The organism is Kitasatospora sp. NPDC101108, assembly GCF_055584725.1.
The window spans coordinates 658,982-685,821 of sequence record NZ_JBVJLM010000002.1; the positions used below are offsets into that span (position 1 = coordinate 658,982).

Sequence of the window (26,840 nt, forward strand, 5' to 3'; positions counted from 1 at the left end):
GTCGAGCAGGTCCACCCGAATCGGGTCACCTCTCGAAGATCCCGGTCATCCGATCATCGATGGCGGTCATCGCACGCTTCCTCCGACGGCTGACGCCCACGTCGACGGATGTCAGTCCACCAGGTCACGCACGACCGCGTCCGCCAGCAGACGGCCCTGGAGGGTGAGGGCGGCGCGGCCCCGCTCGTAGGACTCCTCGGCGAGGAGGCCGTCGGCCAGGGCCTTGGCGGCGGCCTTGCGGCCCACGTCGGTCAGCAGGTCGAGCGGGACGCCCTCCACCAGGCGCAGTTCCAGCAGGATGCGCTCCACCCGGCGGTCCTCGTCGCTGAGCACCTCGCGGCCCTGGGCCGGGGTGCGGCCCTCCGCCAGGGCCCGGGCGTAGGCGGCGGGGTGCTTGGCGTTCCACCAGCGGACGCCGCCGACGTGGCTGTGGGCGCCCGGGCCGGCGCCCCACCAGTCGGCGCCGGTCCAGTACAGCTCGTTGTGGCGGCAGCGGCCCTCGGGGGTGGTGGCCCAGTTGGACACCTCGTACCAGGAGTAGCCGGCCGCGGCGAGGGCCTGCTCGGCGATCAGGTAGCGGTCGGCGTGCACGTCGTCGTCGATCATCGGCAGCTCGCCGCGCTTGACCCGGGCGGCCAGCTTGGTGCCCTCCTCGACGATCAGGGAGTACGCGGAGACGTGGTCCGGCCCGGCACCGATCGCGGCGTCCAGGGAGGCCCGCCAGTCGTCGTCGGACTCGCCGGGGGTGCCGTAGATCAGGTCGAGGTTGACGTGCTCGAAGCCGGCCGCGCGGGCCTCGGCCACGCAGGCCTCGGGGCGGCCCGGGGTGTGGTGGCGGTCGAGCAGCTGCAGGACGTGCGGGCGGGCGCTCTGCATGCCGAAGGAGATCCGGTTGTAGCCGCCCTCGCGCAGCTCGGCCAGGTACGCCGGGTCGACGGACTCCGGGTTGGCCTCGGTGGTGACCTCGGCGTCCGGGGCGAGTCCGAACTCCTCGCGCAGCGCGGCGAGCATCTTCACCAGGTCGCGGGCCGGCAGCAGGGTGGGGGTGCCGCCGCCGAGGAACACCGTGCGCACCGGCAGGTCGACGTCGCCCAGCACCCTGCGGGCATGCCGGATCTCGGCGACCACGTTGTCCGCGTAGGTCTCCTGCGAGGCGACCGCCCCGGAGGAGCGCAGCTCGGTGGCGGTGTAGGTGTTGAAGTCGCAGTAGCCGCAGCGGCTGGCGCAGTACGGCACGTGCAGGTAGAAGCCGAACGGCCGCCGGCCCAGCCCGGCGAGGGCGTCGGTGGGCAGGGAACCGTCGGACGGCACCGGTTCGCCGTCGGGGAGTGCGGAGGGCATGACCCCATTGTCCCGTACGGCCCGCGAACCCCGCGCGGACCGTACGGGAACGGGGATCAGGCCTCGTTGGCGCCCGCGTACATGGCCGCCACGGCGTCCGCGTAGGTCCGCTCGACCACCGGGCGCTTGATCTTCAGGCTGGGGGTGAGCTCGCCGTGCTCGATGTCGAGGTCGCGCGGCAGCAGGTGGAACTTCTTGATCGTCTGCCAGCGCTGGAGGTCGCCGTTGACCCGCTTGACGAAGCCCTCGATCAGCTGGTGCACGGCCGGCTCGACGGCCAGCTCGGCGTAGCTCTTCCCGGCCAGGCCGTGCTCGGCGGCCCACGGCAGCAGCACCGACTCGTCCAGGCCGATCAGCGCGGTGCAGTAGTTGCGGCCGTTGCCGATCACCAGGATGTTGCTGACGAACGGGCAGACCGCCTTGAACTTGCCCTCGACCTCGCTGGGCGCCACGTACTTGCCGCCGGAGGTCTTGAACAGGTCCTTCTTGCGGTCGGTGATCCGCAGGAAGCCGTCGGGGCTCAGCTCGCCGATGTCCTCCGTGTGGAACCAGCCGTCCGGCTCCAGCACCTCGGCGGTCTTCTCCGGCAGGTCGTGGTAGCCGCGCATGACACCGGGGCCGCGCAGCAGGATCTCGCCGTCCTCGGCGATCCGCACCTCGGTGCCGGGCAGCGGGCGGCCGACCGTGCCGATCCGCACGTCCTCCTTGCGGTTGACGCAGGAGCCGGCGCTGGTCTCGCTCAGCCCGTAGCCCTCCAGGATCGGCACCCCGGCGCCGAGGAAGAAGTAGCCGATCTCGGGGGCGAGCGCGGCGCTGCCGGAGACGGCACCCCGCAGCCGGCCACCGAAGGCCGCCCGGATCTTCGCGTACACCAGCTTGTCGGCGAGCGCGTGCTGCAGCCGCAGGCCGAGCGGGGCGCTCTCGGCGCCGGTGGCGATCCGGCTCTCCTGGACCACCCGGGCGTACTCGCGGGCGACCTGGGCGGCCCACATGAAGATCTTGTACTTGGCGCCGCCCTCGGCCCGGGCCCGGCCGGCGATGCCGTTGTACACCTTCTCGAAGATGCGCGGCGCCGAGGCCATCACGGTGGGCCGGATGACCGGCAGGTTGTGGATGATCCGGTCGACCCGGCCGTCCACCGCCATCACGTGGCCGGTGGCGATCTGGCCGGAGATCAGCGTCTTGCCGAAGACGTGCGACAGCGGCAGCCACATGAACTGCACGTCGTCGGGGCCGAGCAGGCCGCTGGCCTCCTGGGCCCGGCCCTCGTACGCCCAGCAGTCGTGCACCAGGCGCACGCCCTTGGGGCGGCCGGTGGTGCCGGAGGTGTAGATGAGGGTGGCGAGCTGCTCCCGGTCGAGCGCGGCCACGGCCTTCTCGACGGCGTCCGGGTGCTGCTCCAGGTACTCGGCGCCGCGCCGTTCCAGCTCGGCCAGGGTCATCAGGTCGAGACCGGCCGTCTCGGGGGCCTCGGCGGGGGCGTCGAAGAGGATCACGGTGCGCAGCTCGGGCAGCTGGTCGATGTGGTCGACGGCCTTGGCCAGCTGGGCGGCGTTCTCGGCGAACATGGCCCGGGAGCCGGAGTTGGAGAGGATGAAGGCCGTCTCGTCCGCGTTGGTGCTCGGGTAGATCGTGGTGATGGCCGCGCCCGCGCACATCGCGCCGAGGTCGGTGAGGATCCATTCGAGCCGGGTGGAGGCGGCCAGTGCGACCCGGTCCTCCGGCTGGATGCCGAGCGCCATCAGGCCGGCGGCCACCGCCTTCACCCGGACGGCGGTCTGCGCCCAGGTGAGCGAGCGCCACTGCTCGGCGCCCGGCGCGCCGTCCGCGGCCTGGTCGTCGACCGCCACGGGGTGGCGGTAGGCCTCGTGGTTGGGCGTCGCGGCGACGCGTTCCAGGAACAGGTGGGCGACGGAGGCCGGACGCCCGGCGACGATGTCGGCTTTGCCGGAGTCGATCAGGGACTGCGCGGAACTCAACGAGGACCTCCGGGGGCGGGTGGCCGTCTGAGGGATTGTCGCGGCGTCCGTGGGGGCGGCCGCCGGGCCCGTTAACGTGAGCGGTACCGGTCAGTAACAAGGGCGTAGTCAGCAGCCTAGGGGGAAACCGGTCATTCCGTAAGGGGGCGAATCCAGCTGGCACGCCCCCGCGGGGCCGGTGCCCGGACCCGCCGCGACAATGGCAAAGGCCCGGCAAACCTCAGCCGGACAGCCCCGGAATCGTCTGTACGACGCCACGGAACACCGAGAATTGGGGTGCGAACCCGACCGGCGACGACAAGAGTGGGCCAGTGCTGATCAGACTGCTCCGGGCGTACCTGCGCCCGTACTCCCGACCGATCACCATGCTGGTGGTCCTCCAACTGGTATCCACGCTCGCGGCGCTCTACCTGCCGACACTCAACGCCGACATCATCGACAAGGGCGTGGTCAAGGGCGACACCGGCTACATCCTGCGCCTCGGCGCCGTCATGATCGGCGTCACCCTGGTGCAGGCGCTGTGCTCGATCGGCGCCGTCTACTTCGGCGCCCGCACCGCGATGGCCTTCGGCCGCGACGTCCGCGCCGCCGTCTTCGAGCGGGTGCAGAGCTTCTCCGCCCGCGAGGTCGGCCAGTTCGGAGCCCCCTCCCTGATCACCCGCACCACCAACGACGTCCAGCAGGTCCAGATGCTGGCCCTGATGAGCTTCACCCTGATGGTCGCCGCCCCGATCATGTGCGTCGGCGGCATCATCATGGCGCTCAACCAGGACGTCCCGCTCTCCGGACTCCTGCTCGCCGTCATCCCCGCGCTCGGCGTGGTCGTCGTCCTGCTGGTGCGCGCCCTGCGGCCGAAGTTCCGCAGCATGCAGGTGAAGATCGACACCGTGAACCGGGTCCTGCGCGAGCAGATCACCGGCATCCGGGTCATCCGCGCCTTCGTCAAGGACGGCCACGAGCAGGCCCGCTTCGCCGACGCCAACGAGGACCTCACCGACACCGCCAGCCAGGTCGGCCGGCTGATGTCCGTCATGTTCCCGGCCGTGATGCTGGTCGTGAACGTCTCCAGCGTCGCCGTGCTCTGGTTCGGCGCCCACCGCATCGACAGCGGCGACATGGAGATCGGCGGGCTCACCGCCTTCCTCTCCTACCTGATGCAAATCCTGATGAGCGTCATGATGGCCACCTTCATGTTCATGATGGTGCCGCGCGCCGAGGTCTGCGCCGAACGCGTCCAGGAAGTCCTCGGCACCTCCTCCAGCGTCGTCCCGCCCGCCGCCCCCGTCACCGAACTGCTGCGCCGCGGCCACCTCGAACTGCGCGACGTCGACTTCCGCTACCCCGGCGCCGAGGCCTCGGTGCTGCGCGGCATCGACCTCACCGCCCGCCCCGGCGAGACCACCGCCATCATCGGCTCCACCGGCAGCGGCAAGTCCACCCTGCTCGGCCTCGTCCCCCGGCTCTTCGACGCCACCTCCGGCCAGGTCCTGCTCGACGGCGTGGACGTGCGCGAACTCTCCGCCGACGCCATCGCCGACAGCATCGGCATCGTCCCGCAGAAGCCCTACCTGTTCACCGGCACCGTCGCCAGCAACCTCCGCTACGGCCGCCCCGACGCCACCGACGAGGAACTCTGGCACGCCCTGGAGATCGCCCAGGCCAAGGAGTTCGTCGAGAAGCTCGCCGAGGGCCTGGACGCCCCCATCGCCCAGGGCGGCAGCAACGTCTCCGGCGGCCAGCGCCAGCGCCTGGCCATCGCCCGGGCCCTCGTCCGCAGGCCCGACGTCTACCTCTTCGACGACTCCTTCTCCGCGCTCGACTACGCCACCGACGCCAGGCTGCGCAAGGCCCTCGCCCGCGAGACCGCCGACGCCACCGTCCTGATCGTCGCCCAGCGCGTCTCCACCATCCGCGACGCCGACCGGATCATCGTCCTCGACGAGGGCGCCGTCGTCGGCACCGGCACCCACCACGAACTGATGGCCGACAACCCGACGTACCGGGAGATCGTGCTCTCCCAGCTCACCGAGCAGGAGGCGGCGTGACCACCCAAGGAAAGCCCGCCGCGAGCCCCGACGGCAAGCCCGCCGGAAAGCCGCAGGACCGGCTGCCCAGCGACTCCCAGGCCGCCGCCGCCCGCCGCGGACCGGCCGGACCGGGCCGCTTCATGGGCGGCCAGGGCGCCGAGAAGTCCATGGACTTCAAGGGCTCCGGCAAGCGCGTCCTCGGACTGCTGCGCCCCGAGCGCAAGCTGCTGATCGGCGTCCTGGTGCTCGGCGTCCTCGGCATCGGCTGCGCCGTCACCGGCCCCAAGATCCTCGGCGACGCCACCGACCTGATCTTCGCCGGCGTCATCGGCGCCCGCTTCCAGCCCGGCACCTCCAAGACCGAGGTCATCGAGGGCCTGCGCGCCCACGGCCAGGGCGGCATCGCCGACCTGCTCTCCGCGGTCGACTTCACCCCCGGCCACGGCATGGACTTCGGCGCCATCGGCTCCGTCCTGCTCTGGGTGCTCGGCATCTACGTCGCCTCCGCCGGCTTCGGCATCCTCCAGGGCCGCCTGGCCACCAAGGCCATCCAGTCCGCCAGCTACCGGCTGCGCCAGGACGTCGAGGCCAAACTCGCCCGCCTGCCGCTCAGCTACTTCGACAAGCAGCCGCGCGGCGAGGTGCTCAGCCGGGTCACCAACGACATCGACAACATCGGCCAGTCCATGCAGCAGACCATGGGGCAGGTCGTCAACTCGCTGCTCACCGTGGTCGGCGTGCTGGCGATGATGTTCTGGATCTCCTGGCTGCTGGCGCTGATCGCCCTCGTCTCGGTGCCGCTGTCGGTGGTCGTCGCCGCCAAGGTCGGCAAGCGGGCCCAGCCGCAGTTCGTCCAGCAGTGGAAGTCCACCGGCCAGCTCAACGCCCACATCGAGGAGATGTACACCGGCCACACCCTGGTCAAGGTGTTCGGGCGCCAGCGCGAGTCCGCCGAGACCTTCCGCGAGCACAACGACGCGCTGTTCCACGCCAGCTTCCGCGCCCAGTTCATCTCCGGGATCATCCAGCCCGCGATGATGCTGATCGGCAACCTCCAGTACGTGCTGGTCGCGGTCGTCGGCGGCCTGCGGGTGGCCAGCGGCTCGCTGTCCATCGGCGACGTCCAGGCCTTCATCCAGTACTCCCGGCAGTTCAGCCAGCCGCTCACCCAGGTCGCCAGCATGGCCAACCTGGTGCAGTCCGGCGTCGCCTCCGCCGAGCGCGTCTTCGAACTCCTCGACGCCCCCGAGCAGAGCCCCGAGCCGGCCATGCCCGAGAAGCCCGACGCGGTCCACGGCCGGGTCGCCTTCCAGGACGTGTCCTTCCGCTACGACCCCGACAAGCCGCTCATCGACGACCTCTCCCTCAAGGTCGAACCCGGCCAGACCGTCGCCATCGTCGGCCCCACCGGCGCCGGCAAGACCACCCTGGTCAACCTGCTGATGCGGTTCTACGAGGTCAGCTCGGGCCGGATCACCCTCGACGGCGTCGACATCGCCGCGATGTCCCGCGAGGACCTGCGGTCCGGCATCGGCATGGTCCTCCAGGACACCTGGCTGTTCGGCGGCACCATCGCCGACAACATCGCCTACGGCGCCGGGTCGGCCACCCGCGAACAGGTCGTCGAGGCCGCGAAGGCCGCCCACGTCGACCGCTTCGTCCGCACCCTCCCGGACGGCTACGACACCGTCATCGACGACGAGGGCACCGGCGTCAGCGCGGGCGAGAAGCAGCTGATCACCATCGCCCGGGCCTTCCTCGCCCAACCGTCGATCCTGGTCCTGGACGAGGCCACCAGCTCGGTCGACACCCGCACCGAGGTGCTCATCCAGCGGGCCATGGCCCGGCTGCGCACCGGCCGCACCAGCTTCGTCATCGCGCACCGCCTCTCCACCATCCGCGACGCCGACGTCATCCTGGTGATGGAGAACGGCTCCATCGTGGAGCAGGGCTCGCACGACGAGCTGATCGCCGCCGGCGGCGCCTACGCCCGGCTCTACCAGGCGCAGTTCGCGGAGGCCGTGGCCGAGGTCGACTGACCGGGTCCGGACACGCGGAAGGGCCCCGGGGCGATCGCCCCGGGGCCCTTCCGTCGTCGCCACGACTCCGTCGTCGCTACTTCTTGTCCTTCGGAGACTCGGCGTCGGTGGACAGCGCCGCGATGAAGGCCTCCTGCGGGACCTCCACGCTGCCGACCATCTTCATCCGCTTCTTGCCTTCCTTCTGCTTCTCCAGCAGCTTCCGCTTGCGGGAGATGTCACCGCCGTAGCACTTGGCGAGGACGTCCTTGCGGATCGCGCGGACCGTCTCCCGGGCGATCACCCGGGAGCCGATGGCGGCCTGGATCGGCACCTCGAACTGCTGGCGCGGGATCAGCTTCTGCAGCTTGCCGGCCATCATGACACCGTAGCTGTAGGCCTTGTCCTTGTGCACGATCGCGGAGAAGGCGTCCACCGCGTCGCCGTGCAGCAGGATGTCGACCTTGACCAGCTGGGCGCTCTGCTCGCCGATGGGCTCGTAGTCGAGCGAGGCGTAGCCGCGGGTCTTGGACTTCAGCTGGTCGAAGAAGTCGAAGACGATCTCCGCGAGCGGCAGGGTGTAGCGCAGCTCGACCCGGTCCTCGGACAGGTAGTCCATGCCCTGCAGGCTGCCGCGGCGGGACTGACAGAGCTCCATGATCGCGCCGACGAAGTCGTTGGGCGCCAGGATGGTGCCGCGCACGACCGGCTCGAAGACCTCGGAGATCTTGCCGGACGGGAACTCGCTCGGGTTGGTGACGGTGTGCTCGGTGCCGTCCTCCATCACCACCCGGTAGACCACGTTCGGGGCGGTGGAGATCAGGTCGAGGTTGAACTCGCGCTCCAGGCGCTCCCGGATGATCTCCAGGTGCAGCAGGCCGAGGAAGCCGCAGCGGTAGCCGAAGCCCAGCGCGACCGAGGTCTCCGGCTCGTACACCAGGGCGGCGTCGTTCAGCCGCAGCTTGTCCAGGGCGTCGCGCAGCAGCGGGTAGTCCGAGCCGTCCAGCGGGTAGAGGCCGGAGAACACCATCGGACGCGGGTCCTTGTAGCCGCCCAGCGGCTCGGTCGCGCCCTTGTGCTGCGAGGTGATCGTGTCACCGACCTTGGACTGCCGGACGTCCTTCACACCGGTGATGATGTAGCCCACCTCGCCGACACCCAGGCCGTCGGCGACCTTCGGCTCGGGCGAGATGACGCCGATCTCCAGCAGCTCGTGGGTGGCGCCGGTCGACATCATCTGGATGCGCTCGCGCTTGTTCAGCTGGCCGTCCACGACACGGACGTAGGTGACCACGCCGCGGTAGGCGTCGTACACCGAGTCGAAGATCATCGCGCGGGCCGGGGCGTCCGCGACGCCGACCGGGGCCGGGACGGTGTTGACGATGTGGTCCAGCAGGTCCTCGACGCCCAGACCGGTCTTGGCGCTGACCTTGAGCACGTCGCCCGGGTCGCAGCCGATGATGTGGGCGATCTCCTCGGCGTACTTCTCCGGCTGGGCGGCCGGCAGGTCGATCTTGTTGAGGACCGGGACGATCGTGAGGTCGTTCTCCAGCGCCAGGTACAGGTTGGCGAGGGTCTGCGCCTCGATGCCCTGGGCGGCGTCGACCACCAGGACGGTCCCCTCGCAGGCCGCGAGGGAGCGGGACACCTCGTACGTGAAGTCCACGTGGCCGGGGGTGTCGATCATGTTGAGGATGTGCGTCGTGCCGGCGTTCGGCCCGGTCAGCGGGGCCCACGGGAGGCGGACCGCCTGCGACTTGATGGTGATGCCGCGCTCGCGCTCGATGTCCATGCGGTCGAGGTACTGGGCACGCATCTGCCGGGGGTCGACGACGCCGGTGATCTGCAGCATCCGGTCTGCGAGCGTCGACTTGCCGTGGTCGATGTGGGCGATGATGCAGAAGTTGCGGATCAGCGCCGGGTCGGTACGGCTGGGCTCTGGCACATTGCTGGGGGTCGCGGGCACCTTGGTCCGATTCTCCGTTGGTCCGGGGCCGGGGGTGTCCGGATCATCGCTGACCGGCTATCCCGGGGACCGGACAGTCTCGTCCGATCGAAATAGTTCCTCCCATCTTCCCACGACCGCGGCACCGGACACCGTTCGGGCACCTCGCAGGGCTCCGCGGGGGCGTTCCGTCCCCGGTCGTGGAGGGGCAGGATGGCCTCCCATGATCCTGGAAAGCGCCCTGCTCGACGTCCTGCCCGGCCGGGAGGAGGAGTTCCTCGCCGCCTTCGCCGAGGCCCGCCCGCTGATCGCCGTCCAGCACGGCTTCCGCTCCCTCCGGCTGCACCGCTGCGTGGACGAGGGGCGCGGCTCGCGCTTCCTGCTGCAGGTGGAGTGGGAGACCCTCGCCGACCACACCGAGGGGTTCCGCGGCTCGGCCGAGTACCAGCGGTGGCGGGAGCTGCTGCACCGGTTCTACCGGCCGTTCCCGGAGGTCGAGCACTACGGGGAGCCGGTGCTGAGCGCCTGACCCGTCCGCGGGCCGTCCGCCCGACCGCCCGACCGACCGCGGGCCCGGCGGCCGGTTTGGGGAGGGCGGCGGGCCCCTGGTAGCGTGGTCAGCTGCACCTGGCCCCGGCATGCCCTCTCAGCTGGTCCGGCGGCCTGCGGGTGCAGCCCGTTCAAACCTTTTAGACAAGACTGAGGCTCCTTCGTGGCGAACATCAAGTCCCAGATCAAGCGCAACAAGACCAACGAGAAGGCGCGCCTGCGCAACAAGGCCGTCAAGTCCTCGCTGAAGACCGCTCTGCGCAAGGCCCGCGAGGCCGCTGCCGCCGGTGAGACCGAGAAGGCCGCCGTGCTGGCCCGCGCCGCCTCCAAGGCGCTGGACAAGGCCGTGAGCAAGGGCGTCATCCACGCCAACCAGGCCGCCAACAAGAAGTCGGCCATCACCAAGCGCGTCAACGCGGCCGCCCAGGCCTGACGCCACCGGGGGCTCCGGCCCCCACCGCCTCCGGACGAACCGGCCCTCTACCCGGACTCCAGAGGCGTGCGAGACTCGCACCGCACGCGGCCTGCGTTCGCCACGCGGGTGCGGTGCACAGCAGCTGTACGGCAGGCGCCGCAGCCGGTCCCTTCCCCAGGGACCGACTGCGGCGCCTGTCGCGTTCCGCGGCCCGGCCGCTATGGTCGATCACGCGCGACCGAGGATGCGGGGGGCATCCCGGCGCCGGTCCCGAGGGGGGAACATCCATGACAACGCCACCACCGCAACCCCAGCCGCACCCGCAGCCGCCGGGCCCGGCGCCGAGCGGGCCCGGGTACGGCTTCCCGCAGCAGGCACCGGGGGCTCCGGGCTTCGGCCCGCCGGCCGGGCTGCCCACCACGCCGGGCACGGGCGGCCCCGCCCTCGCTCCGGGTGCCGGTGGCGCTGCCGGTGGCGGTCCTGCGGGTGGGGCTTCCGGGGGCAATCTGCGGCGCAACGCCGTCTGGGCCTTCGTCGGCGCGCTGCTCGCCTCGGCCGGCTGGACCACCGCCGTCCTGGTCGTCCCGGGCATGGTCGGCAGCGGCGACGGCGACTCCGCCCCGCGCAGCCTCGGCAGCTACCACGTCTCGGACGACTTCTGCACCGTCGGCAAGCCGGCCCGGCTGCTGGAGAAGTACACGGTCAACACGACCAGCACCTCGCCCAGCCACCACACCGACCGCAACCCGGCCCTGGACAGCATGAACTGCTCGATGTCCCTCAAGCGGACCGGCGGCAACACCGACAGCGAGTACGCCTCGGTCTACCTGCGCGCCGACCTGCACAAGGCGGTCAACCCCGCGCCCGAGCTCTCGGCCAACAAGGAGACCTACCGGTCGCGCGGCTACCAGATCTCGGCCGTTCCCGGGATCGGCGAGGACGCGTACTTCGTGTACAAGGACGACGGCTCGTCGGACAAGTACCGCGACATCTACGCCGAAGTGGACGTCCGCGACGGCGGGATGACCTTCTACGTCACCTACAGCGCCAGCTACACCCAGGGGAAGGCCACACCGCCGTCCATGGACGAGCTGCGCAGCATGCTGCAGGCGGACGCCGAGAGCGCCGTACGGGCGATGCGCAGGTAGGGCGGGGCGGGCCGCCGGAGGGGGTCGGGCGTCAGGTGGGCCGGGGGATCGGTGGGCCGGGGGGGTCCGGGGGCCGCTGGGATCGGTGGGCCGGGGGTCCGGGGGCCGGTGGGGCCCGGGTGTCAGTAGGCCGGGCGGGAGCCGGCCCGGGCGGCCCTGGCGACGGCGACCACCGCGCGCTCCAGGGCGAAGGCCGGGTCGTCCGAGCCGCCCTTGACGGCGGCGTCGGCCTGGGCGATCGCGGTCAGCGCGGTCGCCACCCCGTCGCCCGTCCAGCCGCGCATCTGCTGGCGGACCCGGTCCACCTTCCACGGCGGCATGCCCAACTCGCGGGCCAGATCGGCCGGGCGCATGTTCCGCCCGGTCGTGGCCAGCCGTCCGATGCTGCGCACGCCGGAGGCCAGCGCGTAGGTGATGCCGGTCGGCGGCTGGCCGACGGCCAGCGCCCAGCGCAGCCGTTCCAGCGCCTCCGCCGCCCGTCCGGTGACCGCCAGGTCGGCCACCTCGAAGCCGGTCGCCTCGGCCCGGCCGCTGTAGTAGCGGGCCACCACCGTCTCGTCGATGGTGCCCTCGACGTCCGAGGTCAACTGGCTGCACGCGGCCGCCAGTTCGCGCAGGTCGCTGCCGAGCGCGTCCAGCAGCGCCTGACAGGCCTCCTGGGTCGCGGAGCGGCCCAGGGTGCGGAACTCGCCCTTGACGAAGGCCAGTCGCTCACTGGCCTTGGCCAGCTTGGCGCAGGCCACCTCGCGTCCACCCGCCTTGCGCCCGGCGTCCAGCAGGCCCTTGCCCTTGGCCCCGCCGGCGTGCACCAGCACCATGATCACTTCTTCGGCCGGCGCCTCGATGTACGCCTTGACCTCCTTCACCGACTCGGCGGAGAGGTCCTGGGCGGCCCGGACCACGATCACCTTGCGCTCGGCGAACAGCGAGGGCGTGGTCAGCTCGGCCAGGCTGCCGGGCTGCAGCCCGCCGGGGGGCAGGTCCCGTACGTCGGTGTCCGGGTCCGCGGCCTTCGCCGCGGCCACCACCTGGGCGACCGCGCGGTCCAGCAGCAGCTCCTCCTGGCCGACCGCGAGGGTCAGCGGGGCGAGCAGGTCGTCGGGTGCACTCTTCCTGGCCATCGCCTACCAGCATCCCACGCGCCGCGGACACTCCCATCCGGGCGGACGGCGGCCGGGGGCGGACGGCGGCCGGGGGCGGACGGTCTGCCGGGGGCGGACGGTCTGCCGGGGGCGGGCGGCGGCCGGGGGGGGACGGCTGCCCCGGCCGGGCCCGGGCCGTGCCAGCCGACCGCGTTGCCGGGCCGTTCCGTCCGACCTGGAGAATGGCCCGGTGAGCGAGAACCACACCACCGACCTGCCGGACGTCGACGACCCGTTCGTCCGCCAGCTGCTCGTCCTGCCCGACCGCGACGCGGCCGACGAGGCCGCCGAGGAGCTCGGCGCCGCCCACCCGGTCCTCGGCGAACCGGAGATCGTCCGGGACGCCCTGGCCGGCGAGGACGACGCCGAGGACGCCCAGTGGCTGGTCGTCCTCGACCCGCCGTCCGCCGGCTGGACCCCGGCCCTGCTGCACGCCCTCGACACCCTCGCCGGCGCGTACGACGGCTGGCGCGAAGAGGCCTGACCGGCGTTCCGGTTCAGCCCCGGTTCAGCCCCGTTTCCGCCCTGCCCGTCGGCCCCGGCCCCGCTCCCGCCCCCGCTCCCGGCCCCGCCCCCGCTCCGGCAGCTGCTCAGCGCGGGAGCACCCAGCCCGGCCGCCAGGTGCCCGGGGCGTCGAGGGCGGGCCGGGTCGCGGCGAGGTGGGCGCGGAGGGCGGCCAGGGCGGGGTGGGGGTTGTCCCGGTGCCACAGCAGCGAGTGCGGGTACACGGGCGTCGGATCGGTCACCGGGATGCGGCGCAGGCCGTGGCCGGCCGGCCAGACCACGCGGGTCTGCTCGCTCATGAAGGTGGCCAGCGCCGGGGTGTCGGCGACGGTGTCGAGGAGCGCGTCGGAGCCGAAGTTGGGCCCGGTCACCTCGATGCCGAGGCCGAACTCGGCGACGAGATCGTCGTAGTAGGCAGCCCACTCGGTACCGGGCGCGATGCCGGGCATCCAGATCCGGTGCCCGGCGAGCTGGGCGACGGTCACCGAGCGGGCGCCCGCCAGCGCGTGGCCGGGGCCGGTGAGGAGCTGGAGCGGCTCGTCGAGCACCCGGACGGACTCGATGTCCTCGGGAAGGGACCGGCCGGGCGCGGCGACGGCACGGAAGGACGCGTCGATCGCGCCCGAGCGGATGGCGCTGACGGCCGCCTCCACGTCGAACAGCATCACCACGTCGAGGTCGATCTCGGGGCGCGCGCGATGGAAGTCGCGCATCAGGCCCGACGGCGCGACCCGCGAGGCGATCACGTCGACCCGCAGCGGCCGCCGCCCGACGCCCACGGACGCCACCGCGCGCTCGGCGGCGCGCAGCAGCTCGCGCGCGTGGGGCAGGAAGGCCTGCCCGTCGATGGTGAGTTCGGCGCCGCGCGGGGTGCGGGTGAACAGCCGGACGCCGAGATCGCGCTCCAGGCCGGCGACGCGCTTGGAGACGGCTTGCTGGGTGATCGCCAGGTCGGTGGCGGCCTTCTGGAACTGGCCCGCTGCCACGACGGCGGCGAAGGTGCGTACGGCTTCGAGGTCCACGCCGATCCACCTTAGCGAACAACGAACAGTTGTGGCGCAGCGGCGGAACGGTTGTTTGACCTGCGGTTGTGCCCCTCGGTTAGCTCTCCCCGGTCAACGTCGGTTTGTCGAACGGGACGTCGAGGGAGCACGCCGGGCATGGTGGGCAGGATGAGCAGGGCCGACGGGAACGGCGGGAACGGCGGGAACAGCGGTACGGGCAGGGCGGGCCGGAAACGGCTCGGGCGGCAGTTCGGCTGGCTCTGGGCGGCGTACGCGGTCAGCGCGTACGGGTCCGGGCTGGGGTTCGGAGCCCTGCCGCTGATCGCCGTCCTGGCCCTGCACGCCGGACCGGCCGAGGTGTCCGCGCTGTCCGCCGTGGGCCCCGCGGTGGGCGCGCTGATCGCCGTGCCGCTCGCCCCGTGGGTGGAGTTCCGGCGCAAGCGCCCGGTGATGATCACGATGGACCTGGTCCGGTTCGCCGCCATGGCCACCGTCCCGCTCGCCTACGCCCTCGGCCTGCTCGGCTTCGTCCAGCTGCTGGTGGTCTCGGCCGTGGTCGCCGCGGCCAAGATCGCGTTCAACGCGGCCAGCGGCGCCCACCTCAAGGCCCTCGTCCGGCCGGACGACCTGCTGGTCGCCAACGCCCGGTTCGAATCCACCAACTGGAGCTCCATCGCGGTCGGACCGCCCCTGGGCGGGGCCGCGATCGGCCTGTTCGGTCCGGTCACCACCGTCGTGGCCGACGCCCTCAGCTATCTGCTCTCCGCCCTCGGCATCACCGCGATCCGGGGCCGGGAGGAGGTCCCGCAGCCCACCGGCAAGGCCCCCGTACGGGCGGGCGCGCTGCTCGACGGCTGGCGGCACATCCTGGGCGACCCCGGCCTGCGGCCGCTCTACCTCAACAACCTGCTCGTCAGCGGCCTGATCATGGCCACCGAGCCGCTGCTCGCCGTACTCCTGCTGCGTCAACTCCACTTCCCCGCCTGGCAGTACGGCCTCGCGTTCGCCGCCCCCTGCCTCGGCGGGCTCATCGGCTCCCGGCTCGCCCGACGCTTCGTCGCCCGCTACGGACGGCACCGGGTCTTCCGGACCGTCGGCACCCTGCGCGCCGTCTGGCTGATCGGGCTGGTCCTCGTCCGCCCCGGCGTCGTCGGCCTGGTCACCGTGATGGCCGTCGAGCTGGCGATCATCGTCAACATGAGCCTCTACAACCCGGTGCTCGCCACCTGCCGGCTCGAACGGACACCCCAGCACCTGGTCGCCCGCACCCTGTCGGCCTGGTCGATCGGCCAGCAGGCGTCCATCGCCGTCTGCACCGCCCTCGGCGGGCTGCTCGCCGACGTCACCGGCCCGCGCACCGCCCTCGCCGTCGCGGGGCTGCTCATCCTGGCGACCCCGCTGCTGCTCCCGCGGCGGGAGCAGATGCCGGCGCAGGAGCCGGAACCGTCCCTCAGCCACTCCTGACACCACGGCGGCGGCCGGTTGTCGGCCGCCGCCCGCACCGACCGACGCCCGCACCGACCGACGCCCGTACCCCGTCCAGAAGGAGGACCCGCGCGTGAACACCGTCCCCGCGCTCGACCCCGCGCAGACCGCTCTGCTCGTCCTCGACTGCCAGCCCGCCGTCCTGGCCGCCCTGCCCGAGGACGGTGGCCGGGAAGCCCTGCTCGGCCGCGTCGAGCGGGCCGTCGCGGACGTCCGGGCGGCCGGCGGCACCGTCGCCCACGGGCGCGTCGCCTTCACCGAGGCCGACTGGGACACCGTCCCGGACACCAACGAGTCCTTCGCCGCAGTGGCCCGTCACCGCGCCCTGCACCAGGGGGACCCCAGCGCCGACTTCCACGAGCGCCTGGCACCCCTCGGCGGTGACATCGTCGTCCGCAAGACCCGGTACGGGGCCATGTCCACCACCGACCTCGACCGGCAGCTGCGCGAACGCGGCATCACCGCCCTGGTCGTCGCCGGGCTCAGCACCAGCGGCGCCGTCCTGTCCACCGTCCTCGACGCGGCCGACCGCGACTACCGGCTCCACGTCCTCGCCGACGCCGTCGCCGACCCCGATCCCGAGCTCCACGACCTCCTGGTCCGCCGGGTCCTCCCCACCCGGGCGCGCCTCCTCGACACCGCCGAGCTGCCCGACCTGCTCCGGGCCGGCTGACCCGCCGGAGGCCCGGCTCCGCACACCACCGGGGTGAATCGGCGGTGTGCCCCCCGCGAGGGCCCCACCGGGTGAGCGGTGGGGCCCTCGCCGTGTCCGTGCCCTGGAGGCGCGCGCCCTGGGACGGCCCGGGACAGCCCGGGACAGCCCGGACGGCCCGGACGGCCCGGATCGGAACCGGACCGTCAAACTCCGCGAGACGTAGCCAGTTCGGGTGAAGGTCCGTCCACCGATCGACGGGCGGCCGACGGGCCGCCATAGCCTCGGTGGCGCCCCGTCGCCGCTCGGGTGCGCGATCCGGGCGAAGGAACGGGATCCGTCGACCCGGAAGGCCACCGGCACCATGACACGCTCAGCAGACGCGAACGGCGGAGCGACCGGCGGGCCCTCCCGCCGCGAACTCCTCAAGATCGGCATCGGCGTCGCCGTCGGGGCGGGGGCCATCGGCTCGGGTGCGCCCCCCGCCGTCGCCAACGGCCCGTACGACCCGACCGGTCCGACGATCGCGACCAAGGTGAAGAACCTCAGCGGCCCGGTCGAGACCGGGCCGTTCGCCTCGCCGTGGACCGACCTCGGCATCCCGGTGCTGTGCCCGAACGGCAGCATGCTGTTCGTCTGCGGCGATACCTTCGACGGCGACCAGGTGGGCTCCGCCGACTGGCGCGCCCCGGTCGGACTGCGCTCCAGCAGTGCGGACCTGAACAACCTGCGCATCGACGGCAGCGTCGGCGGGGGCCACGCCAACAGCCTCGTCGACGAGCCGCACAACCCGGTCGGCGACAAGTTCACGACGGCGATCCCCTCCGACGTATTCGTCGTCGACGGGGTGATGTACATGCACCTCATGCGCGGCGTCATCTACGACACCCACCACACCGACTTCTGGCGCTCCACCGACAACGGCGAGACGTGGGAGTACCTGTGCCAGTGGCCGGGTGACCTGCACGGCGGCCAGTTCCAGCAGAAGACGTACGCCGTGGCCGACGACGGCTACTGCTACGTGCTGTCCACAGTCTTCAACCGGGCCGTGGAATCGGGGATGCTGCTGCACCGGGTGCGGAAGGAGAGCCTCGGCAATCCGGACGCCTACGAGCCCTGGGGCTTCGCCGACGGCGGCTGGCGCTGGAACGCGCCCGACCCGACGACCGTCTTCGGCACCCGCAAGTGGGGCGAGATGTGCTTCCGGGCCATGGACGGCAAGTACGTGCTCACCTGGCTGAACATGGACCCGCTGTCGATCCGGGCGATGGTCTTCGCGCTCCCGACCTCGGACCTGACCAGGACGCTGGAGCAGGCCATGATCCTTCCCGGCGCCCCGGGCCAGGAGATCGGCAACCTGGTCGCCAGCCCGTACGGCGGCTTCGTGATCCCGGGCTCGACGTTCGGCAACTTCCACATCGTCGTCAGCCAGTGGTACGACCCGAAGAACTACCGGATCATGCAGTACCGGATCAACATGTTGTCCTGAGGCACTGTGCCCGGCGGCTCACCGCCGGGCACGGTGTCCCGGGGTGGTTCGGGCGCTTCCGGGCGGCGCGCTCCGGGCCTGCCCGGAGCGCGCCGCAATCTTCTTCCCCGGGCCCCCGCCCCCGCCCCCTCCCGCCCCTCCCTCCACCTCCCCCACCCCTAACCCCTGCCCACCCCACGTCGTGGAGGGAAGAGGAGAGCGGGGTCAGAGGGGCGGGGCGCGGGGCCTGCGGGTGGAGTGGCCGGAGCCGGAGTGGCCGGCGCGGGCGCCGTGGTCGGGCTGGGGGTGCACGGCGACGGCGAGGGTGGACGGGGAGTCGCCGGTCACGGCGATGTCCCCCACCCGGTCGGTGCGCAGGACGGTGGCGCCCAACGCACGCAGCCGGTCGACCGTCCGGGGCGACGGATGCCCGTACGCATTGCCCTCGCCGCAGGAGATCAGGGCGAGCCGCGGCCGTAGCGCACCGGTCAGACCCCAGTCCTGGTGGGCCGAGCCGTGGTGGGCCACCTTCAGTACGTCGACCCGGCCGATGCGGCCCAACAGGGCCGACTGCGCGGGCGGTTCGAGATCTCCCAGCAGGGCCATCCGCAATCCTCCACCCAACGTCACCAGCAGGGCCACACTCGCGTTGTTCGCGCCCGGCGCCTCGACGGCCACCCCCGGATCGGGCCACACCACGTCCCAGGACAACTCCGCGCCGACTGAACGCCGTTCACCGCGACCCGCCCGCGCCAGCCGCACACCGGCCCCTGCCGCCCAGGCCGTCACCCGGGCCGCCTCGCCCGGCGGGTCGTCCAGCGCCGTACCCTCGACCGAACCCACCCGACGACCGCGCAACACCCCTGGCACACCCTCGACATGGTCCGCATGGAAGTGCGTCAACAGCAGCAACGGGACCGTGGTGACGCCGAGTTCGCGCAGGCACCGGTCGGCTGCTTCGGGATCAGGCCCGGTGTCGATCACCACCGCGCTGTCCGGCGCACCGGTCGCGAGGGCCAACATGTCTCCCTGGCCGACGTCGCACATTGCCAGCCGCCACCCCGGCGGCGGCCAGCCCGTGGCGATCCGGGCCAGCTGCGGCGGGCGCAGCAGCACGGCCAGCAGCACCACCAGCAGGGCACCCGTCACCAGGGCCCGGGCCCAGCGGCGCCGGGGGCGGGCGTGCCGGCCGCTCTCCGCCCGCCGGGGCAGCAGCAGGGGTGCCGCCCAGCACGCGGCCAGGATCGCCAGGGCGACCGTCACCACCCCGAACCAGCCCCCGGGCCACGACAGTTGGCCGCCGGGGAGTTCCGCCCCGCGCCGTCCGACGAAGGCCAGCCAGCCGGCCGGCACCCCGGCCGGCCCGGCGAGCAGCCGCGCCAGGGAGGGGAAGAACGGTTGCAGTGCGAGCACCGCGAAGCCGAGCAGCGTCGCCGGGGCGACCGCCAGTTCGGCCAGCAGGTTGCACGGGACCGCGACCAGGCTGATGTGCCCGGACAGCACCACCGTCACCGGGGCGCAGAGCGCCTGCGCGGCCGCCGTCGCCGCCAGCGCGCCCGCCAGGTGGTGCGGCCAGCGCCGGGCGCGCAGGGACTCGGCCCAGTGCGGCCCGAGGACGAGCAGCCCTGCGGTGGCGAGCACCGAGAGCAGGAAGCCGAAGGAGCGGGCCAGGAACGGGTCCAGCAGGACGAGGACCAGAACGGCCCCGGCGAGCGCCGGTACGGCCTGACGGGGGCGGCCGGTGGCCAGGGCCAGCATGCCGATCAGTCCCGTCCCCGCCGCCCGCAGCACGCTGGGCTCGGGCCGGCAGACGGTCACGAAGGCCAGCGTCAGTCCCGCGCCGAGCAGGGCACTGGTGCGCAGGGACAGCCCCAACAGCGCTGCCAGTCCGCGCCGTTCGGGGGTGCCGGCCTGGCCCGGCGAGCCCAGCAGCACGCCGAGGACGATCGCCAGGTTGGCCCCGCTGACCGCCACCAGGTGCACCAGGTCGGTGGCCCGGAAGGCGTCCACCAGGTCGTCGGGCAGCCGCGAGGTGTCGCCGACGACCAGCCCGGGGAGCAGCCCCCGCGCGTCCGGCGGGAGTCCGTCGCTGGCCGTGCGCAGGCCCTCGCGCAGTCGGCCGGCGATCCGCTGCGGCAGGCTCGGTGGTGCGAGCTGCCGGGGCGGCCCGTGGACGACCAGCAGCGCCGCGGCCTCGGTGTCGTAGCCCTCCCCCGACGGACGCACCTCGGCCTCGACGGCCAGCCGCTCCGACGGGAGCAGTCGCAGCCACGGCTCGCTCTCCGACCCGCGGACCATCACGGTCACCGGGGTGTGCGTCCGGGTCGACCGTCCGTCCGGGAGGAGGGTGGCCCGGTCGGCCACGGCCTTGACGGTGAGCAGGGTCTGCCCGCCGGTGGTGCCGCCCCGGGCGGTGTGGACCTTCGGGTCCCCCGCGACGGTCAGCTCCACGTCCACCACCTGGGCAGGCGTGCCCGGGGAGCGCGGCGGCGCGTGCTCGGCAGCTCGGGCCAGCTCCGGCAGCAGTCCCCGGTGCAGGTCTGCGGTGTGCAGCGGGGTCGCGACCGCGGCCGCGGCACCGGTGAGCAGGACGGCCGCCAGCGACACCGCGGCCCCGCGCCGGCGCAGCAGGCCCGGCCGGATGAGCAGCGGCACGGCCGCGAGCACCGCCCCGCCCGCCAGCGAGAAGATCAGCGCCTCGGACCCCGGCTCGACGGGCAGGAGCACCGCCGTGACCAGCCAGGCCGAGACAGCGGGCAGTAGCAGTCGGAAGTCGGCACCCGAGGAGCGGGTGCTCGGGACCGGCGCGGTGGTGGCGGACATGGCGGTACCTCCCTCCAGGGGTCGGCGGGTGGAAGCAGAACGGGTGTCAGAGCGTGAGGAGCGGACGGAGTTCCGCGAACGTACGGACGCCGATACCGCTCACCTGACGGAGCTGTTCGATCGAGCGGAACGAGCCGTGCGAGGCGCGGTAGGCGAGGATGCGCTGGGCGAGGGTCGGGCCGACGCCGGGCAGGGCGTCGAGTTGTTCGAGGGTGGCGCGGTTGAGGCTGACGGGTGCTCGGGGCGCTCCGGCCGCGGGAGGTCCGCCGCCGCCTCCGGGGACCTGGACGGGGACCGGGGCCTGGGCCGGCTCGCCGACCAGGAGCTGTTCACCGTCGGTCAGGACGCGGGCCAGGTTGAGGCCGTGGGTGTCCGTCTCCGGCAGCGGACCGCCCGCCGCCTTCAGGGCGTCGGCCACCCGCGAGCCGCCGGGCAGGGTGTGCAGGCCCGGCAGGTGGACCCGGCCGCCGATGTCGACGACGACGGCGGGCCCGGCACCCGGCCCCGCGGGGGCCTCGGCGGGTGGACCGGCCCCGCTGCCGGGTGGGGCGTCGGCGGCGGACGGACCGGACTCCGGCGGTGCGGAGGTCGCCACCAGCGCCGGGACGGCCACCGCCTGCGGCCTGGCCAGCCAGAAGTGCTGCACGGCGTAGCCCACCGCGAAGAGCAGCAGGATGGCCAGACCGGCCACCGCACGCCGGTCGAGCGCCAGCAGCGAGGCGAACCGCAGCCGCGCGCCGGCATCCGGAGGATCGGGTAGGTCGACTGCCCCCGGAGGCAGCGCCGCCGGCTTCCCCACCGCCCCGGCGGCCGCCGGAGGCGGCGCAGGCGCAGGGGGAACGGCAGGCGCAGGGGGAACGGCAGGTGCAGGGGGAACGGCAGGCGCATCAGCGCCCACCGGCTCGTCGTCCGTCGGCAGCAGCGCCGCCATCCGCAGCCGCACCGTCTCGTTGATCGCTTGGCGCTTCGCCGCGCCCAGGCCCATGGTCGTCATGGCGAGGACGCTAGGAGCCGTCCGGCGAGCGCGCAGGAATTACCGAAAGCCTGTGGACAACTAGGGGGTTGTGGATAAAAACGGTCACTCACACGAGTGGTCGCCCGATGTTCAAGTTGACCGGACCGGCCCAGGGCAGACGGCGTCCCCCACCCAATCAGCCCCGCCCCCGTCCCGTCTCCGCCCCGCCTCAGCGCGGCGCGATCACCACCGCGAGCAGCCCCGGACCGACGTGCGCGCCGATCACCGCACCGACCTCGCCCACGTACAGGTCCCGCAGCCCCGGCACCCGCGCCCGCAGCCGCTCCGCGAGCGGTTCGGCCCGCTCCTCGGCCGCCAGGTGGTGGACGGTGATGTCCACCTCGCCCTCCCCCGACCGCTCGACCGCGATCTCCTCCAGCCGCGCGATCGCCCGCGACGCCGTCCGCACCTTCTCCAGCGGTTCGATCCGCCCGCCGTCCAGGTGCAGCAGCGGCTTGACCGCCAGCGCCGACCCGAGCAGCGCCCGCGCCGCTCCGATCCGCCCGCCCCGGCGCAGGTGCTCCAGGGTGTCCACGTAGAAGAAGCCGCTGGTCCCGGCCGCCCGCCGGGTGGCCGCCTCGGCCGCCTCGGCCAGGTCCCGGCCGGCCGCGATCGCCTCGGCCGCCGCCAGCACCCCGTACCCGAGGGCCATGCCGACCAGCCGGCTGTCCACCACCCGCACCGGCACGGGCGCCTCGGCCGCCGCCAGCCGGGCGGCCTCGACCGTGCCGGACAGCTCGCCCGAGATGTGCACCGAGACGATCCCCTTCGCCCCCGCCTCGGCGGCCGCCCGGTAGGTGGCGGCGAAGGCCTCCGGGTTGGGCCGGGAGGTGGTCACCCGCTGTTTGGCGCGCAGCGCCTCGGCGACGTCCTTCGGGGAGATCTCGACGCCCTCGCAGAGGACCGAGTCACCGACCGCGACGCTCAGCGGAACCACCGTGATCCCGTGCCGGTCGAGGGCCTGCTGCGGCAGATAGGCCGTGGAATCGGTGACGAGCGCGAGGTCGGAGGGCATGAGGCGGAGATTACTCCCCGTTCGTCCGGGAAGACAGCGTCCGTCCCATCGCTCCGCCCGAGGCCTCCGCGCCTCCGGGCAAGGGCCTCCGCGCCTCCGGGCAAGGGCCTCCGCGCCTCCGGGCAACGGCCGCCGCGCCCGGGAACGGCGCCGCCCCGGACCGGGACTCAGCCCGCCGAAGGCCCGGCCGACGGCCCCGCCGACGGCTTCCGCAGCCGCTGCGCCAGCTTCGCCAGCGGGTCGGCCAGCCCGAGCAGGTCCTCCGCGCTCGGCCGCCCCTTCCCGTCCGTCAGCCCGGCCCGAGCCGCCCCGCCACCGGACGAGCCAGCCGTACCGGACGGACCAGCCGCACCACCCGCAGCGCCCCCGGAAGCAGCCCCGGTCCCCGAAGCGGCCCCAGCCCCCGCAGCAGCGCCCGAAGCAGTCCCAGTGTCCCAGTGCCGCAGCGCCCCCGCCTCGCTCTCGCACTCCTGGCTCAGCCGGCTCAGCTCGTCGTCCGCGAACCGGTGCATCCGGTCCTGCGCCGCCCACCGCATGGTCTCCGCCGCGTGGGTGATCCGCTCCGCCCGCTCCCGCAGTTCCGGCAGCTTGGCCGCGATCCGCGCGGTGTCCGGTTCGCGTTCCAGGACCCGCAGTTCGCCGTCCAGCTCGGCCGCGTGCGCGTCGAGCCTGGTCAGCAGCGCGAGGGACTCGCCGAGCTGACCGTCCTGCGCCAGTCCGCCCTCCAGCACCTGCCGGGTGCCGTCCAGCGAGGTCCGCAGCTTGAGCCGGACGGTGGCGATCTGGGCCGGCGGGCCGACCTTGGTGTACGTCTTCGCCTTGAGGGTGGCGGTCTCGACGGCGCGCCGGGCGTTGGCCTCGTGCTTCTCGACCTTCGCGGCGACGGCCTTGGCGGCCTTGACCGTACCGACCACGGCCAGTACGAGGGTCGCGATCCCGAAGAGCAGGACCAAGCCGATCATCACGCCGAACACGTCCATCGCGCGCCACCTTCCGCCACCGTTCCGGCCCCCAACGGGCCCAACGGGCCGCACTGCCGAGGGTTCCACGGTAGCCGCCGCACCGGGGCCGATGCGGTCCGAACGAGGCCGGCGACGGGAGATCAGGGACAGATCGGGGATCTCCCCGAGGGCCCGAACCCCGCCCACCCCACCTCACCCCCGGCCTCTGCCCCTGCCCCTGCCCCTGCCCCACCCCCACGCCCGCCCCCACGCCCACCCCCACCGCCCGGAAACGCACCGGGCGGGTGCCCCGAAGGACACCCGCCCGATCGATCACGTGCTGACCGAGCCACGAAGCCCGACCAGCCCCGACCTCACCCGGTCACGATGTTGACCAGCTTCGGCGCCCGCGCGATCACCTTCCGCACCGTCGCGTCACCGATCGCCGCGACCACCGCCGGGTCCGCCAGCGCCAGCGCCTCCAGCTCCGCGTCCGTGATGCCGGGCGCGACCTCCAGCCGCGCCTTGACCTTGCCCTTGATCTGCACCACGCAGGTCACCGTCTCGTCGACCACGTACGCCGGGTCGGCGACCGGGTAGTCGGCGTGCGCCAGCGACTCGCCGTGGCCCAGCCGGCGCCACAGCTCCTCGGCGATGTGCGGGGCCAGCGGCGCGACCATCAGCACCAGCTGCTCGGCCACCGCCCGCGGCGTGGAGCCGCGCTTGACCAGGAAGTTGTTCAGCTCGATCGCCTTGGCGACGGCCGTGTTGAACCGCAGCCCGGCCATGTCACCGCGGATGCCGTCGATGGCCTTGTGCAGGGCACGCAGGGTCGCCTCGTCCGGCTCCTCCTCCGTGACGACCAGCTCGCCGGTGGCCTCCGACACGACGTTGCGCCACAGCCGCTGCAGGAAGCGGTACGAGCCGACGACGGCCCGGGTGTCCCACGGACGGGAGACGTCCAGCGGGCCCATCGACATCTCGTACAGGCGCAGCGTGTCCGCGCCGTACTCGTCGGCGATGTCGTCCGGGGCGACGGCGTTCTTCAGGGACTTGCCCATCTTCCCGGCCTCGCGCTTGACCGGCTCGCCCTGCCAGAAGTACTTGCCGTCGCGCTCCTCGACCTCGGCGGCGGGCACCGGGAAGCCGCGCTCGTCGCGGTAGACGTCCGCGGTGATCATGCCCTGGTTGAACAGCTTGTGGAACGGCTCGACCGAGGAGACGTGGCCCAGGTCGTGCAGCACCTTGTGCCAGAAGCGCGCGTACAGCAGGTGCAGCACGGCGTGCTCGGCACCGCCGACGTACAGGTCGGCGCCGCCGCCCGGCTTGGTCTCGGTCGGGCCCAGCCAGTAGCCCTCGTTGGCCGGGTCCACCACGGCCTCGGTGTTCGTCGGGTCGACGTAGCGCAGGTCGTACCAGCACGAACCCGCCCAGTTGGGCATGGTGTTGGTCTCGCGGCGGTACCGCTTGACGCCGTCGCCCAGGTCCAGCTCGACGTCGACCCAGTCCTCGTTGCGCGACAGCGGGGTCTCCGGCGAGGAGGCGGAGTCGTACGCGTCGTAGGTGCGCGGCGAGTAGTCGTCGACCTCGGGGACCTCGACCGGCAGCATCGACTCGGGCAGCGCGTGCATCACGCCGTCCTCGTCGTAGACGATCGGGAAGGGCTCGCCCCAGTACCGCTGGCGGCTGAACAGCCAGTCGCGCAGGCGGTAGTTGACGGTGCCCTCGCCGATGCCGCGCTCGGCCAGCCAGGCGGTGACACGGGCCTTGGCGTCGACGACGCTCAGCCCGTCCAGCGACAGGTCGCCCTGCTCCCGGGCCGAGTTGACGATGACGGAGTCGTAGGTGTCGAAGGCGTCGTCCCACGCCGCCGGGTCCGAGCCGCGCCCGTCGGTCGGCTCGACGACGCAGCGCATCGGCAGCCCGAAGGCGCGGGCGAAGGCGAAGTCGCGGTGGTCGTGGGCGGGGACGGCCATGATGGCGCCGGTGCCGTAGCCCATCAGCACGTAGTCGGCGATGAACACCGGGACGGACTCGCCGCTGACCGGGTTGACGGCGTAGGCGCCGGTGAAGACGCCGGTCTTGACCTTGGCCTCGACCTGGCGCTCGACGTCCGACTTGGCGGCGGCCGCGGCGCGGTAGCCGGCGACGGCCTCGGCCGGGGTGGCGGCTCCGCCGGTCCACTCCGCGGGCACGCCCTCGGGCCAGGCGGCGGGGACGATCGAGTCGACCAGGCCGTGCTCGGGCGCCAGCACCATGTAGGTGGCGCCGAACAGGGTGTCGGGCCTGGTGGTGAAGACGGTGATCTTCCCGCCGTCGACGGCGAAGTCCACCCGGGCGCCCTCGGAGCGCCCGATCCAGTTGCGCTGCTGCAGCTTGATGGCCTCGGGCCAGTCCAGCAGGTCCAGGTCGGAGATCAGACGGTCCGAGTACGCGGTGATGCGCATCATCCACTGGCGCAGGTTGGACTTGAACACCGGGAAGTTGCCGCGCTCGGAGCGGCCGTCCGCGGTGACCTCCTCGTTGGCCAGCACGGTGCCCAGACCCGGGCACCAGTTGACCGGCACCTCCTTGGCGTACGCCAGGCGGTACTCGCCCAGCACCTCGTCGCGCTCGGCGGCGGACAGCGCGGCCCAGGCGCGGCCGCCCGGCACCTCACGCGTGCCGGCCTCGAACTGGGCGACCAGCTCGGCGATCGGGCGGGCCTTGCCGGCCGCCTCGTCGTACCAGGAGTTGAAGATCTGCAGGAAGATCCACTGCGTCCAGCGGTAGTACTCCGGGTCGATCGTGGAGATCGAGCGGCGCGGGTCGTGGCCCAGGCCCAGCCGGCGCAGCTGCTGGCGCATGTTGGCGATGTTGGCCTCGGTGGAGACCCGCGGGTGGGTGCCGGTCTGCACCGCGTACTGCTCGGCGGGCAGGCCGAAGGCGTCGTAGCCCAGCGTGTGCAGCACGTTGTGGCCGGTCATCCGCTGGTAGCGGGCGAAGACGTCGGTGGCGATGTAACCCAGCGGGTGGCCGACGTGCAGGCCCGCGCCCGAGGGGTACGGGAACATGTCCATGATGAAGCTGTGCGGCTTCGCGGCGACGTCACCGGCGGAGGGGTCGGCCAGCTCACCGGTGGGGTTGGGGGCGTGGAAGGTGCCCTCCTTCTCCCAGATGTCCTGCCAGCGGGACTCGATCTCCGCCGCCAGCGCGGCGCTGTACCGGAACGGCTCGGTCGCGGTCTCGGCCGCGCCGGACGCAGGGGTCGTCTCGCTCATGGTCCTTCAAGCTCCATCGGTGTCAGTTGGCGAACCGCGACGCGGCCGACCGTGGACCCGTCCCACGACGCGGGCGGGGGCGGAAAACAAAAAATCCCCTCGCAGGAGG

Annotated in this window: 19 protein-coding genes; 9 read left to right on the plus strand and 10 right to left on the minus strand. The window is 72.9% G+C overall.

Annotated elements, in window-relative coordinates:
• Positions 1-111 precede the first annotated feature (111 nt).
• Positions 112-1,341 (minus strand): radical SAM family heme chaperone HemW, encoded by a 1,230-nt coding sequence (gene hemW, locus ACZ6Z8_RS07850; RefSeq protein WP_465607331.1) that lies wholly within the window; start codon positions 1,339-1,341, stop codon positions 112-114.
• Positions 1,342-1,397: 56 nt separating this feature from the next.
• Positions 1,398-3,320 (minus strand): AMP-dependent synthetase/ligase, encoded by a 1,923-nt coding sequence (locus ACZ6Z8_RS07855; protein ID WP_465607333.1) that lies wholly within the window; start codon positions 3,318-3,320, stop codon positions 1,398-1,400.
• Positions 3,321-3,631: 311 nt separating this feature from the next.
• Here ACZ6Z8_RS07855 and ACZ6Z8_RS07860 point away from each other — a divergent pair, with 311 nt between their 5' ends.
• Together ACZ6Z8_RS07860 and ACZ6Z8_RS07865 are read left to right on the plus strand one after the other, a co-directional pair.
• On the plus strand, positions 3,632-5,365 hold the full coding sequence (locus tag ACZ6Z8_RS07860) for an ABC transporter ATP-binding protein (RefSeq protein WP_465607335.1): 1,734 nt from the start codon (positions 3,632-3,634) through the stop codon (positions 5,363-5,365).
• Between the two features lie 122 nt (positions 5,366-5,487).
• Positions 5,488-7,386: an ABC transporter ATP-binding protein gene (locus ACZ6Z8_RS07865; protein ID WP_465607509.1), complete on the plus strand. Its 1,899-nt coding sequence runs from the start codon at positions 5,488-5,490 to the stop codon at positions 7,384-7,386.
• 76 nt (positions 7,387-7,462) lie between these two features.
• Here the strand turns inward: ACZ6Z8_RS07865 and lepA are convergent, their stop codons facing one another.
• Complete coding sequence (gene lepA, locus ACZ6Z8_RS07870; protein ID WP_465607337.1) at positions 7,463-9,331, minus strand: translation elongation factor 4; 1,869 nt, start codon at positions 9,329-9,331, stop codon at positions 7,463-7,465.
• Positions 9,332-9,533: 202 nt separating this feature from the next.
• On the opposite strand from lepA, the gene ACZ6Z8_RS07875 reads away from it, so the two are divergent.
• The 3 genes from ACZ6Z8_RS07875 to ACZ6Z8_RS07885 all read left to right on the plus strand — a co-directional run bounded on the left by ACZ6Z8_RS07875 (position 9,534) and on the right by ACZ6Z8_RS07885 (position 11,422).
• Positions 9,534-9,839, plus strand: a complete 306-nt coding sequence (locus ACZ6Z8_RS07875) for an antibiotic biosynthesis monooxygenase family protein (protein ID WP_402816160.1) — start codon at positions 9,534-9,536, stop codon at positions 9,837-9,839.
• 183 nt (positions 9,840-10,022) lie between these two features.
• Complete coding sequence (rpsT, locus tag ACZ6Z8_RS07880; RefSeq protein ID WP_030283880.1) at positions 10,023-10,292, plus strand: 30S ribosomal protein S20; 270 nt, start codon at positions 10,023-10,025, stop codon at positions 10,290-10,292.
• 269 nt (positions 10,293-10,561) lie between these two features.
• Complete coding sequence (locus ACZ6Z8_RS07885) at positions 10,562-11,422, plus strand: hypothetical protein (RefSeq protein ID WP_465607340.1); 861 nt, start codon at positions 10,562-10,564, stop codon at positions 11,420-11,422.
• 122 nt (positions 11,423-11,544) lie between these two features.
• Here the strand turns inward: ACZ6Z8_RS07885 and holA are convergent, their stop codons facing one another.
• Entirely contained in the window at positions 11,545-12,543 is a 999-nt protein-coding gene (holA, locus tag ACZ6Z8_RS07890; RefSeq protein ID WP_465607342.1) for a DNA polymerase III subunit delta, read from the minus strand.
• Positions 12,544-12,754: 211 nt separating this feature from the next.
• Here holA and ACZ6Z8_RS07895 point away from each other — a divergent pair, with 211 nt between their 5' ends.
• On the plus strand, positions 12,755-13,048 hold the full coding sequence (locus tag ACZ6Z8_RS07895; protein ID WP_465607344.1) for a hypothetical protein: 294 nt from the start codon (positions 12,755-12,757) through the stop codon (positions 13,046-13,048).
• A 106-nt stretch (positions 13,049-13,154) separates the two neighbouring features.
• On the opposite strand, the gene ACZ6Z8_RS07900 is transcribed toward ACZ6Z8_RS07895, so the two are convergent.
• Positions 13,155-14,090 (minus strand): LysR family transcriptional regulator, encoded by a 936-nt coding sequence (locus ACZ6Z8_RS07900; RefSeq protein WP_465607346.1) that lies wholly within the window; start codon positions 14,088-14,090, stop codon positions 13,155-13,157.
• Positions 14,091-14,240: 150 nt separating this feature from the next.
• On the opposite strand from ACZ6Z8_RS07900, the gene ACZ6Z8_RS07905 reads away from it, so the two are divergent.
• The 3 genes from ACZ6Z8_RS07905 to ACZ6Z8_RS07915 all read left to right on the plus strand — a co-directional run bounded on the left by ACZ6Z8_RS07905 (position 14,241) and on the right by ACZ6Z8_RS07915 (position 17,698).
• Positions 14,241-15,536 carry an MFS transporter gene (locus ACZ6Z8_RS07905; protein ID WP_465607348.1) on the plus strand — a complete coding sequence of 432 codons (1,296 nt, stop codon included), beginning with the start codon at positions 14,241-14,243 and terminating at the stop codon, positions 15,534-15,536.
• Positions 15,537-15,630: 94 nt separating this feature from the next.
• Positions 15,631-16,230, plus strand: coding sequence for a cysteine hydrolase family protein (locus ACZ6Z8_RS07910; RefSeq protein ID WP_465607349.1), 600 nt, complete (start codon positions 15,631-15,633; stop codon positions 16,228-16,230).
• 343 nt (positions 16,231-16,573) lie between these two features.
• Positions 16,574-17,698, plus strand: coding sequence for a DUF4185 domain-containing protein (locus ACZ6Z8_RS07915; RefSeq protein ID WP_465607351.1), 1,125 nt, complete (start codon positions 16,574-16,576; stop codon positions 17,696-17,698).
• 204 nt (positions 17,699-17,902) lie between these two features.
• Here ACZ6Z8_RS07915 and ACZ6Z8_RS07920 read toward each other — a convergent pair whose 3' ends face one another.
• From ACZ6Z8_RS07920 to leuS, 5 genes are all read right to left on the minus strand, one after another.
• Positions 17,903-20,500, minus strand: a complete 2,598-nt coding sequence (locus ACZ6Z8_RS07920) for a ComEC/Rec2 family competence protein (RefSeq protein ID WP_465607353.1) — start codon at positions 20,498-20,500, stop codon at positions 17,903-17,905.
• A 46-nt stretch (positions 20,501-20,546) separates the two neighbouring features.
• Positions 20,547-21,494 (minus strand): ComEA family DNA-binding protein, encoded by a 948-nt coding sequence (locus ACZ6Z8_RS07925; RefSeq protein ID WP_465607355.1) that lies wholly within the window; start codon positions 21,492-21,494, stop codon positions 20,547-20,549.
• A 190-nt stretch (positions 21,495-21,684) separates the two neighbouring features.
• Positions 21,685-22,530 carry a DegV family protein gene (locus ACZ6Z8_RS07930; RefSeq protein ID WP_465607357.1) on the minus strand — a complete coding sequence of 282 codons (846 nt, stop codon included), beginning with the start codon at positions 22,528-22,530 and terminating at the stop codon, positions 21,685-21,687.
• Positions 22,531-22,697: 167 nt separating this feature from the next.
• Complete coding sequence (locus ACZ6Z8_RS07935; RefSeq protein WP_465607359.1) at positions 22,698-23,510, minus strand: hypothetical protein; 813 nt, start codon at positions 23,508-23,510, stop codon at positions 22,698-22,700.
• Between the two features lie 335 nt (positions 23,511-23,845).
• Entirely contained in the window at positions 23,846-26,731 is a 2,886-nt protein-coding gene (leuS, locus tag ACZ6Z8_RS07940) for a leucine--tRNA ligase (RefSeq protein WP_465607361.1), read from the minus strand.
• Positions 26,732-26,840: the final 109 nt, after the last annotated feature.

What these genes read in the sequence shown, in the direction of transcription:
- leuS (WP_465607361.1), bottom strand. Translation starts at nt 26,731, where the DNA reads ATGAGCGAGACGACCCCTGCGTCCGGCGCGGCCGAGACCGCGACCGAG.
- ACZ6Z8_RS07925 (WP_465607355.1), bottom strand. Translation starts at nt 21,494, where the DNA reads ATGACGACCATGGGCCTGGGCGCGGCGAAGCGCCAAGCGATCAACGAG.
- ACZ6Z8_RS07935 (WP_465607359.1), bottom strand. Translation starts at nt 23,510, where the DNA reads ATGGACGTGTTCGGCGTGATGATCGGCTTGGTCCTGCTCTTCGGGATC.
- hemW (WP_465607331.1), bottom strand. Translation starts at nt 1,341, where the DNA reads ATGCCCTCCGCACTCCCCGACGGCGAACCGGTGCCGTCCGACGGTTCC.
- ACZ6Z8_RS07915 (WP_465607351.1), top strand. Translation starts at nt 16,574, where the DNA reads ATGACACGCTCAGCAGACGCGAACGGCGGAGCGACCGGCGGGCCCTCC.
- holA (WP_465607342.1), bottom strand. Translation starts at nt 12,543, where the DNA reads ATGGCCAGGAAGAGTGCACCCGACGACCTGCTCGCCCCGCTGACCCTC.
- ACZ6Z8_RS07930 (WP_465607357.1), bottom strand. Translation starts at nt 22,530, where the DNA reads ATGCCCTCCGACCTCGCGCTCGTCACCGATTCCACGGCCTATCTGCCG.
- ACZ6Z8_RS07865 (WP_465607509.1), top strand. Translation starts at nt 5,488, where the DNA reads ATGGGCGGCCAGGGCGCCGAGAAGTCCATGGACTTCAAGGGCTCCGGC.
- ACZ6Z8_RS07875 (WP_402816160.1), top strand. Translation starts at nt 9,534, where the DNA reads ATGATCCTGGAAAGCGCCCTGCTCGACGTCCTGCCCGGCCGGGAGGAG.
- ACZ6Z8_RS07920 (WP_465607353.1), bottom strand. Translation starts at nt 20,500, where the DNA reads ATGTCCGCCACCACCGCGCCGGTCCCGAGCACCCGCTCCTCGGGTGCC.
- ACZ6Z8_RS07885 (WP_465607340.1), top strand. Translation starts at nt 10,562, where the DNA reads ATGACAACGCCACCACCGCAACCCCAGCCGCACCCGCAGCCGCCGGGC.
- ACZ6Z8_RS07905 (WP_465607348.1), top strand. Translation starts at nt 14,241, where the DNA reads ATGAGCAGGGCCGACGGGAACGGCGGGAACGGCGGGAACAGCGGTACG.